We start from the raw sequence: 8,839 nt of genomic DNA, 5'->3' as shown, positions 1-8,839 counted from the left end.
ATCCCCGACGGCGACGGGCAGCGCTGCGCGCTGGCTGTGGATCAGGCGTGGACGGCCGCGTGAGCCTCACGGCGGCCGCCTGGCGGCGTCCACCGAAAAGCCGAAACGCGGTTATCAGTGGATGGCCGACGCGGTGATGCGGTGACACCAAGGATCATCACTGGCTATGGCGCCGACGCACTGCCAGCGCGTGTGGAGCGTTATCCGTAGGGGCGCTGCCCCTACACCCCGTTTGCCTTGTCGAGGGCCGGGGAGGGGAGGGAGCTGAAGCTGAATGCAATACAACAAGTATTGACATCTATTGACATTCCTTCTAATTCGTCCTACTATTGTCCTATCGGAAGGGTATTTTTATCCAATTTATTTCCGATATCCCGAGCTACGGCGGCAACCGTGTCGGGATCTTCCTCAAAACTTGCAGGAGATGACCATGACGATTGTTTACGGAGGTTGCGTCGAGCCGGGTGGGATGGAGTTGGATGAAGATGGTTACGAAATCGAGTGCCCGAAGTGCCAGCGCACTGCGCACCGGAGTGACTGGGAGGCTGTTGAGGGTGGTGCGGTCAATGTGTACTGGCGTGAGTCTTGCGCTCACTGCGGTTATCGGGACAGCAACGAGGAAGACGACGAGTTTGAGGGCGACGACGACCGCCCGCCCTATCCCTATGAGCTAGAGGGCGGCCCGAGCTACCCGGAGTGGGTTAACGAGCCCGATGAGCCGGATGATGATTTTCCGGGCTTCTGGCAAGAAGTCGGTTCTAAAGAGCCGGCGGTAGGGCCGGAGCCGATGACAGCCATATCCGGTCCGGCCAAGGCGGAATGGATGACGCGTGACGACCTGATCGCTCTGGCCCAAGGCCGGCCGCTGAGTTTTTCGTAATGGGGGTGAAAACGATGCCCCCGCAGATTGCTGCTACGCGTGTTGCCGATATCGATCGCACTTCATTTCTAGAAGCACATTTCGGCAAAGATCTTTCAATCAGGCATAGCCGCGAACGGAGGGTTTACAAGTGGCTGGATTTTCTCTCTCCAGCTGTTCGCGGTTGCCAGTGGCACTTCTATTCGTTGTCGAACGGTGGTTTTTACATGGCCCCGTCATGGGGTGTGCCGCTATGCCTCAAAGTTCCTAAGAGCGACGTTTTCGCCGTGTTGTCCGCCGACGCGGCGGGCATCGTCGCGACGATGTTTGCCTTGAACGATTATTCGACGAATCTGGCCAACCAGGCCGACATAAATGGAATGATCGAGCGCTACCATCATCTGGGCGCGTTCGCGACGATGCACAACGAAGCTCACATGCTTTACCAGGTCATCGAACACATCGGGTAAAAATTCTGGCGGAGGGCAGGGGACTGCCTGCCTTCACTGTGTCCTCAAGAGGATCCAACAATGAGCAGATATACCGCGACCATCCGAAGCTTGGCCGATGAACATCGCGCCGACCCGGCGGGCACCATCGGTTATGACCGCATGCTTCGCACTTATTTCGCCCAAGGGTTCCCAGCATCAGCGGGCGAAGATCACGCGTTATGGATCGGCTGCTGTCTCGAAGAGTTCCCGACGTTGGCCAGCCTCTACGAGGGGGCCGTGGCCGAGGGGTACGCGATCGAGGACGTGAGTGTCGAGATGGTCACCGCAATGGCCTCTGAAGCCTCTACCCCAGCTGGGCCGAGCGTAGCCGAACGGTTCGGACTCGTAACGTAAGCCTGCGCAAAAGCGAAAAAGGGGCGGCCAGGCCGCCCCTTTTGCTATCCGCCTGCCATCCGCATGGCCAGGTAGACCGCCGCTCCGCCAACGCCTCCGCCCACCAGGGCGAACACGGTCAGCAGGGCGGTCAATCGTCCACGTGCCAATCGTAGCTCCCGTGCGGCCGAGCTAGCTTCACCAGCGGCGGCTTGTGTGGCTTTGACGGCCTCCTTGGTCTGCTGATCAATGACCCGGGAAAGCCGTACGCACGCTTCGTTGATGTGCACGTTGCCCTCTTTGACTGCCGCCTGCAGCTCTGTCTTTGCCTCTTTGACGGTCTTGGGGATGGCGGCCTGCAGGGCCTCGACCCGATCTAGGATGCCTTGGACATCCCCCAGCAGCTCCGCCATGAGGGCTTCCCGATGTGTAGTCGGTCCGGCCATTGATGCCCCCTTGGCTATTTGGTCAAAACAGCGAACACGCTATCCAGATTTTCCTGAGCTGACGCCGCCAGGCGCTTGGCCGAAATCTTGGCCGCGATCGCCTGCTTGTCTTCCGGCGTCTTGGCCTCGCGCAGGAGGGCCTTGTAGTCCGTCGTGTCGGAGACGAGTTCACCGATCGTCACGTTCAAGGCGCGCAGGCGCTGGAACAGCTCGGAATACTGGATTGCCGCCGCAGGGCGCAGGGTGAAGGACTTCGTGTCCTGATGGAACGCGATCAAGGGATAGAAGGCGTCTTCGACCGTATCGTCCGCCTCTAGCTTGTTGAATACCACCCGGATCTTCTTCGCCGGCACGCCCATCGCGGCCAGGGCCTGGATCGTGGCGATCGTGTCCTTGATCTGCTTGGCTTCCTTCACGGCCGGAATCACAAACAGGTCCATATCTTCATGCGACCCGCGGTACTGGCGCATGAGCTTGACGAAATCCTCGACGTTGGACGAGCCAACATCGATGACGGCCGAGTCGATCACCAGCAGCTGCTCCTGCAGGGCACCGAATTGCTTGCCGCGCACGCTCTCGCCTTCGCCTTCATCAGCGTTGATTGACTCCACGGCGATGTATTCGGCGTCCTTGAGACGCGGATACAGCAGGTGCTTCGACACTGTGGACTTGCCGGTGTTCCCAGAAAAATTGATCACTGCAATCTTCATTATTCGCTCCTAGGTAGTGCGTTTCTTGCCGATGATTGGCCTCTGGCGCGCCAGGTATGACTCCCCCACCTGGTCGCGCTTGCGACGGTCGAGCGCGTCGTCAAAGCTCGTTGATGTCGGGGCATCGTCTGCCGCGTCGTCGGCCGTTAAATCCTCCGTGGGCGCATTCGTCCGAGCCAGCGGATTGCCGTCCGCCGTGGTGGCCCTGACCGCCTTTGGAGGGGTCTCCTTGGTTCCGCCCGCCCGTTGCGCGCGATACCTGTAGAGGGTCTTGCGGAAGGTTTCCAACGTGACGTCTAGCCCACCCGCATGCAGCGCCGCGACGATTTCCTCGTGTCGGACGCCCTGGTCTAGCTTCTCCTCGATCTCTGGCATCACACGGCGCAGCTTTGCCGCTTTTGTGCCGCCAGTGAGTTCAGTGATCGACTGCTTCAGCTTATTGACATCCACATCCATCACCCTCCGTTGTTGACCTTGCAAAGTGTCCTAACTTTGTCCTACATCGTTCCCATTGTCAACCACGCTCAGGCTATAACCGTCCGCACTCTGTCCGATTCGTGTCCTTTGGCCTAGCACGCTTTGCGTACTAGGCAGCGTTCGGACGCTTTTGTGGTCCCTGGCGTCCCTTAACGCGCTCAGATATCAGCATTTCCGGTGTCTTCCCCTTAACCGATGGCTATACACCATACGCAACGCTTCGCGCTGCTAAGCCATTGAAAAACCTATGGTTTTTCAAATTCCCACGCAAAAACCGTAAGACACGCGTCTTACGAACATTGATTTTTCCCATGATTTTGCTAGGTTTAGATGTAAGACAACCGTAAAACAAAGGCGGAATTAGTGGCATCCATTACCTTTCGATGCAGCGAACGCGAGAAGATCGAGATAGAGCAGCGGGCCAGCAATGCCGGCGTCAATGTCACCGACTACTTAAAAGCGCGGCTTTTGGGCGCTGATGACAGCCGTGAACTACTGCAGGTGATTGCCGATCGTCTCGAACATGGCGCTGGTGACGGCACAGGTGCGAGCGGAATGAGCCGGGCAGAGTTTGCCATTCTGGCCGAGCTGCTGCTGATGATGCGGCTCACCGTCAAACCCGACACCCAGCGCCAGGCGCAGGCCGAGGTGGAGCGCCTTGGGTTGGAAGTGTGGAGTTCCGATTCAGTCAATCGAGGATAAGAGATGGACGACAAGCAGAAGGCCCAAGCCGTATTTGCAGCCTTGCTTTTCACCCCGGCCGCGGCCTGGTTCATCACTGCCAAAGCTGTCTATGGCTTCACTCCGCAGGACGTGCGGCAACGCTTGGCCTACTTGTTCAAAAACACGTTCGAGTTGTGGCCGCTATGGAGTGCCCTTTTGGTCGGGGTCGTCTTGGGTGTCGTGGTGGCCGTGCTGATCGTGAAACTCAATCGAACAGTCTTTGCCGGGGCGCACTTTGACAAGTTCTATCGCGGCACCAAGCTGACCAGCGCAAAAGAGCTGGCCCGTGAAACCACCGAACGTAAGCTACCGCAGATCACAATCGCGGCCGTTCCGGTTCCTGTTGATGCCGAGAACACCCATTTCTCGATCGGCGGGGCGACGGGAACCGGCAAGTCGACCATCTTCAAAGAAATGATGTTCGGCCTTCTGCAGCGCGGTGACCGTATGGTCGTGACCGACCCTGACGGAGAGTTCCTATCCGCGTTCTACCGGCTTGGCAAAGACAAGATCCTCAACCCCTACGACAGTCGCACCGAGGGGTGGAACTTCTTCAACGAGATGCAGGACGACTACGACTTTGAGCGCTATGCCAAATCGATCATCCAGCCATCCGACAGCAGTGAGTCGGAGGAATGGAACGACTATGGCCGCATGCTGTTTCGCGAGGTCGCCCGCAAGCTGTTCAACACCAGCCGCCAGCCGACCATGCGAGACGTGTTCGGATGGACCAACCAGCGCCCCGTTGAGGAACTGGAGGCCTTCGTCAAGGGAACGGCTGCCCAAGCCCTGTTCACCGGCAACACGCGCGCGACCAGCAGCGTTCGGTTCGTCCTGTCCAATAAGCTGTCGCCTCATCTGAAAATGCCTGATGGTCCGTTCTCCCTGCGCGATTGGCTCGCCGACCCCAATGGCGGCAACCTGTTCATCACCTGGGACGAGAACATGCGCGAGGCGCTGCATCCCATGATCTCGTGCTGGGTAGATACGATTTTTACGTCGGTCCTGGGAATGCCGGTGGATCACAGCCGACGCATCTGGACGTTCCTTGACGAGCTGGAATCGCTCGATCGGTTGCCCACGCTCGGCGATGCCTTGACGAAGGGGCGCAAGAAAGGCCTCAGCGTCGTCACGGGCTACCAGTCCTATACGCAGCTGGTCCGGATCTATGGCGACGAGCTGGCCGAGACCCTGCTTAGCAACCATCGCACCACCGTGGCGATGGCTGTCGGCCGCATGGGCGAAAAGACCGCAGACCGGCTATCCAAGGCACTTGGAGAGCACGAAGTCATGCGACGCAAGCAGGGCACCAGCCGGCGCTGGGGGCAGATGGGCACGCGCAGCGAGAATGAGGAGGTCAAGACCGAGCGGGTCGTATCGGTCGCCGAAATCATGGCCTTGCCCAACCTCGAGGGCTTTCTTGCCTTTCCAGGCAATCTGCCGGTGGCCAAGTACAAGACGGAGCCGGTCACCTACACACGCGCCGAACCCGTGCCGGGGATCCTGCGCACTGACCGGGTGTTCTCATGATCGATATCACCGTCATCACGCGCCAGTCGGTCGGCAAAGTCGTGTCCTACTATGCCGACGGCGCTGATGACTACTACGCAAAGGACGGCACGGCGATGCAATGGCAGGGCGACGGAGCGGCCGCCCTCGGGCTGGAGGGTGAAGTCGACCGCAAACGGTTCGGCGAGCTCCTGGATGGTCGCATCGATGAGCACACTCGCACGCGTCGTATTCCCCCGACCGCCGAAGCCGCCCGCAAGGAGCGACTGGCCTACGACTTGACGTTCAGCGCCCCAAAGGGTGTATCCCTGCAGGCTTTGGTCCACGGGGACCGTCGTATCGTCGAGGCACATGAGCGTGCCGTCGCCGCGGCTGTGCGCGAAGCCGAACATTTGGCGATGGCCAGGTCGACGAACAACAAAAAAACCAGCGTCGAACATACGGGAAAACTGGTGGTAGCGAAGTTTCGCCACGAAACCTCCCGTGCGCTCGATCCTGACCTGCACACCCATGCCGTCGTGTTGAATCTGACCCAGCGGGCCGATGGCCAGTGGCGCGCGCTCACCAGCGACGGCATCGTCAAATCGCTGCGCCACTTGGGCAACGTCTACAAATCGGAGCTGGCCCGCGAGCTGGAAAAAGCCGGCTTCACGCTTCGCTACGATCGCAACGGCACCTTCGACCTGGCGCACTTCACCGAACACCAGATCCGCGAGTTCAGCGCCCGCAGCCAGCAGATCGAAGCGGCCTTGGCTGCCAAAGGCCTCAACCGCGAAACCGCCACACATGCCGAGAAGAACCAGGCCGCGCTGTCCACCCGCCAGCGCAAGGTCGAGGTCGACCGCGAGGCCGTCCGGCAAGAATGGCAGAAGCGCGCCGGCGACCTGGCCATCGACTTTCACAGTCGGCAGTGGGAGGGCGCCGGCCGGGATGGCGTCGACGATCGCGCCAAGCGGCTTCCACCGAAGGAAATCGAAAAGCCACTTGAGCACCATGCGGACAAGGCCGTCCAGTTCGCGATCAAATCGCTGACAGAGCGCAATGCGATCGTGAAAGAGTCCCAGCTTGTGGAGGTCGCCTTGACACACGGGTTCGGGCGATTGACGACCAAAGATGTTCGGGGCGCGCTTGATCGGGCTACCCGGTCCGGGCATCTCATTCGCGATCTGCCCGTTTATGTCTCCATGAATCCTGCCGACAAGAAGAAGGGCAGCGCAAATGATCGTCCGGCGCTCTCTCGCCAAGAGTGGGTCGCCACGCTGCAAGCCAGTGGAAAGTCCAAAGCCGAGGCGATGCGGTTGGTCGACATGGGGGTGCGCAGCGGGCGTCTTGAGAAGCAGGAGCCGCGCTTCACGACCCACATCGCGCAGAAGCGAGAACGGGACATCCTGCAGACGGAACAACGCAATCGTGGCGTGATGCAAAGCCGAATTTCGCCCGAAATTTCGCTGGCTTTCCTGGCCGGTAAATCTTTGAACGAGGAGCAGCGCCGTGGCGTACAGCACATCGCGGAAAGCGCAAATCGCTTCATAGGCGTCCAGGGATATGCCGGCACTGGTAAGACCCACATGACCAAGGCCGCCAGAGACCTTCTCGAGGCCAACGGTTTTCACGTCATCGCTATGGCGCCCTACGGGTCGCAGAAAAAGGCCCTGGAAGAGGCAGGCCTGGAAAGCAGCACGGTGCAGGCATTCCTGCGCGCCAAGGACAAGAAGATCGATGCAAACAGCGTGGTCTTCGTTGACGAGGCGGGGGTTATTCCAGCGCGTCAGATGCTCGAAATCATGAGAACGATCGAGGCGCATGGCGCCCGTGCCGTCTTTCTCGGCGACATCGCCCAAACCAAGGCAATCGAGGCTGGCAAACCATTCGACCAGCTGCAGAAAGCCGGCATGGAGACTGCGCGCCTGGTGGAGATCCGCCGACAACAAGATCCCCAACTCTTGGAGGCCGTCAAGTTGGCCGCCGAGGGACAGTCAACAAAATCCGTGGCTAATATCCGCCAGATACTGACGGAGAAGGAACCGGATCTGCGATACAGCAGGATCGTCAAGCACTACGCCGAGCTGCCCAAGCACGACCGCGATCAGACCCTCATCATTACGGGCACCAATGAAAGCCGTAAGGCGCTAAATGATGGTGTACGTGAGGCTCTAGGCATGAAAGGGCAGGGGGAGGAGTACAAGTTACTCAATCGCCTGGACACGACCCAAGCCGAGCGTCAGCACAGTCGCTACTACGGCGAAGGCAGCGTGATCGTGCCAGAGCGAAGCTACGCCAATGGACTGCAGCGCGGCGAATACTACACGGTGATCGACACTGGCCCGGGCAATCGCCTGACGGTGCGCGACGAGGCTGGCCAGCAGATCCAGTTCTCACCGATGCGTTGCCCCAAGCTCAGTGTTTACAGCGTGGAGAAGACGGAATTGGCGGTTGGCGACCAAGTGAAGGTCACCCGCAACAATGCCGACCTCGATCTTGCCAACGGTGATCGTTTCGTCGTTCACCGCGTCGGCAAGCAGGAGATCGAGCTTGAGGGACAGGACGGCCGCCGGATCACATTCGACGCAAGGACGCCGATGTTCGTCGGTCTAGCCTATGCCTCGACCGTCCATAGCTCGCAGGGACTAACCTGCGGCACGGTATTGATCAATATCGAAACGAAATCACGCACCACCACCAAGGATGTCTACTACGTCGGCGTCTCGCGGGCACGCAACGAGGCGATCATCTACACCGACGACTCCGGCAAGTTGGCAAAGGCCATTAGTCGTGACAGTCTCAAGACGGCCGCGCTCGAAATAAAAAAGCTTGCTGGACACGCAGTCGATCGGACGCTGAAGACGCATTCTGGTCCAAGCGACCACCAAATAGGCGTCGGCCGTTAGCTGGAGTCGGCGGCCTTCGCCAGTGCCTCGATTCGCACTAGATCGTCCTGCAGTTGGGTCATGACCCCGACTAGGGCGCTATCGGACAGCTCACTGTCTCGCTTGGTCTGGCAGTAAAACGCGATTAGGAGCGTGATGAGCGAGCCGGCGCGGTGGGCGATATCCTGGATGCGATCGATCGCATCAATATGTTCAGAATGGGCATCGACAGACATGGCGGAGTCCTTGCGGGAGCCACCACGTCGTGCGCAGGGTGGCGACTGCGCGCGGGGTGAGACCCGGACACGAAACAGCCGGTCAGACTTACGCGGGGTTTAGCCGACATACGTGTAAAAATGACTCGCAGAATCCGATTTCTTTTGTGAAAACATGAAGTTGCAAGATAAAACGGCGCTTCCATCGG

At 59.4% G+C, this 8,839-nt stretch carries 10 protein-coding genes; 6 read left to right on the top strand and 4 right to left on the bottom strand.

Annotation, left to right across the window (positions count from 1 at the left end):
• Nucleotides 1–430: 430 nt before the first annotated feature.
• Genes XarbCFBP7408_RS21385 through XarbCFBP7408_RS21375 form a run of 3 tightly spaced genes read left to right on the top strand, consistent with a single transcriptional unit; the run spans nt 431 to nt 1,704 of the window.
• Nucleotides 431–880, top strand: a complete 450-nt coding sequence (locus XarbCFBP7408_RS21385; protein ID WP_146093816.1) for a hypothetical protein — start codon at nt 431–433, stop codon at nt 878–880.
• Between the two features lie 14 nt (nt 881–894).
• Entirely contained in the window at nt 895–1,329 is a 435-nt protein-coding gene (locus tag XarbCFBP7408_RS21380) for an antirestriction protein (protein ID WP_181107095.1), read from the top strand.
• Nucleotides 1,330–1,389: 60 nt separating this feature from the next.
• The gene (locus XarbCFBP7408_RS21375) at nt 1,390–1,704 is read left to right on the top strand and encodes a hypothetical protein (RefSeq protein ID WP_104564637.1); all 315 of its coding nucleotides are present in this window, start codon (nt 1,390–1,392) and stop codon (nt 1,702–1,704) included.
• Between the two features lie 44 nt (nt 1,705–1,748).
• Here the strand turns inward: XarbCFBP7408_RS21375 and XarbCFBP7408_RS21370 are convergent, their stop codons facing one another.
• Genes XarbCFBP7408_RS21370 through XarbCFBP7408_RS21360 form a run of 3 tightly spaced genes read right to left on the bottom strand, consistent with a single transcriptional unit; the run spans nt 1,749 to nt 3,295 of the window.
• Nucleotides 1,749–2,096: a hypothetical protein gene (locus XarbCFBP7408_RS21370; RefSeq protein ID WP_104564636.1), complete on the bottom strand. Its 348-nt coding sequence runs from the start codon at nt 2,094–2,096 to the stop codon at nt 1,749–1,751.
• 47 nt (nt 2,097–2,143) lie between these two features.
• Nucleotides 2,144–2,839: a StbB family protein gene (gene stbB, locus XarbCFBP7408_RS21365; protein ID WP_104564635.1), complete on the bottom strand. Its 696-nt coding sequence runs from the start codon at nt 2,837–2,839 to the stop codon at nt 2,144–2,146.
• A 9-nt stretch (nt 2,840–2,848) separates the two neighbouring features.
• Nucleotides 2,849–3,295 carry a hypothetical protein gene (locus XarbCFBP7408_RS21360; protein ID WP_104564634.1) on the bottom strand — a complete coding sequence of 149 codons (447 nt, stop codon included), beginning with the start codon at nt 3,293–3,295 and terminating at the stop codon, nt 2,849–2,851.
• 384 nt (nt 3,296–3,679) lie between these two features.
• Here XarbCFBP7408_RS21360 and XarbCFBP7408_RS21355 point away from each other — a divergent pair, with 384 nt between their 5' ends.
• From XarbCFBP7408_RS21355 to mobF, 3 genes are read left to right on the top strand one after another with little or no spacing between them, the layout of a single operon-like run.
• On the top strand, nt 3,680–4,018 hold the full coding sequence (locus XarbCFBP7408_RS21355) for a plasmid mobilization protein (protein ID WP_104564633.1): 339 nt from the start codon (nt 3,680–3,682) through the stop codon (nt 4,016–4,018).
• A gap of 3 nt (nt 4,019–4,021) precedes the next feature.
• Nucleotides 4,022–5,569 carry a type IV secretion system DNA-binding domain-containing protein gene (locus XarbCFBP7408_RS21350; protein ID WP_104564632.1) on the top strand — a complete coding sequence of 516 codons (1,548 nt, stop codon included), beginning with the start codon at nt 4,022–4,024 and terminating at the stop codon, nt 5,567–5,569.
• The gene (gene mobF / locus XarbCFBP7408_RS21345; RefSeq protein ID WP_104564631.1) at nt 5,566–8,436 is read left to right on the top strand and encodes a MobF family relaxase; all 2,871 of its coding nucleotides are present in this window, start codon (nt 5,566–5,568) and stop codon (nt 8,434–8,436) included. The genes XarbCFBP7408_RS21350 and mobF overlap by 4 nt, the downstream gene beginning before the upstream one ends.
• Here mobF and XarbCFBP7408_RS21340 read toward each other — a convergent pair.
• Nucleotides 8,433–8,651, bottom strand: a complete 219-nt coding sequence (locus tag XarbCFBP7408_RS21340; protein WP_104564630.1) for a hypothetical protein — start codon at nt 8,649–8,651, stop codon at nt 8,433–8,435. The two genes, mobF and XarbCFBP7408_RS21340, sit on opposite strands and share 4 nt — an antisense overlap.
• Nucleotides 8,652–8,839: the final 188 nt, after the last annotated feature.

The organism is Xanthomonas arboricola pv. guizotiae (genome assembly GCF_002940205.1).
GTDB lineage: Bacteria > Pseudomonadota > Gammaproteobacteria > Xanthomonadales > Xanthomonadaceae > Xanthomonas > Xanthomonas arboricola_C.
This window is presented reverse-complemented; position numbering and strand designations above follow the sequence as displayed.

Bases quoted from the DNA above. Each gene is read 5' to 3' on its own strand.
- XarbCFBP7408_RS21385 (WP_146093816.1), top strand. From the start codon at position 431: ATGACGATTGTTTACGGAGGTTGCGTCGAGCCGGGTGGGATGGAGTTG.
- XarbCFBP7408_RS21380 (WP_181107095.1), top strand. From the start codon at position 895: ATGCCCCCGCAGATTGCTGCTACGCGTGTTGCCGATATCGATCGCACT.
- XarbCFBP7408_RS21375 (WP_104564637.1), top strand. From the start codon at position 1,390: ATGAGCAGATATACCGCGACCATCCGAAGCTTGGCCGATGAACATCGC.
- XarbCFBP7408_RS21370 (WP_104564636.1), bottom strand. From the start codon at position 2,096: ATGGCGGAGCTGCTGGGGGATGTCCAAGGCATCCTAGATCGGGTCGAG.
- stbB (WP_104564635.1), bottom strand. From the start codon at position 2,839: ATGAAGATTGCAGTGATCAATTTTTCTGGGAACACCGGCAAGTCCACA.
- XarbCFBP7408_RS21360 (WP_104564634.1), bottom strand. From the start codon at position 3,295: ATGGATGTGGATGTCAATAAGCTGAAGCAGTCGATCACTGAACTCACT.
- XarbCFBP7408_RS21350 (WP_104564632.1), top strand. From the start codon at position 4,022: ATGGACGACAAGCAGAAGGCCCAAGCCGTATTTGCAGCCTTGCTTTTC.
- mobF (WP_104564631.1), top strand. From the start codon at position 5,566: ATGATCGATATCACCGTCATCACGCGCCAGTCGGTCGGCAAAGTCGTG.
- XarbCFBP7408_RS21340 (WP_104564630.1), bottom strand. From the start codon at position 8,651: ATGTCTGTCGATGCCCATTCTGAACATATTGATGCGATCGATCGCATC.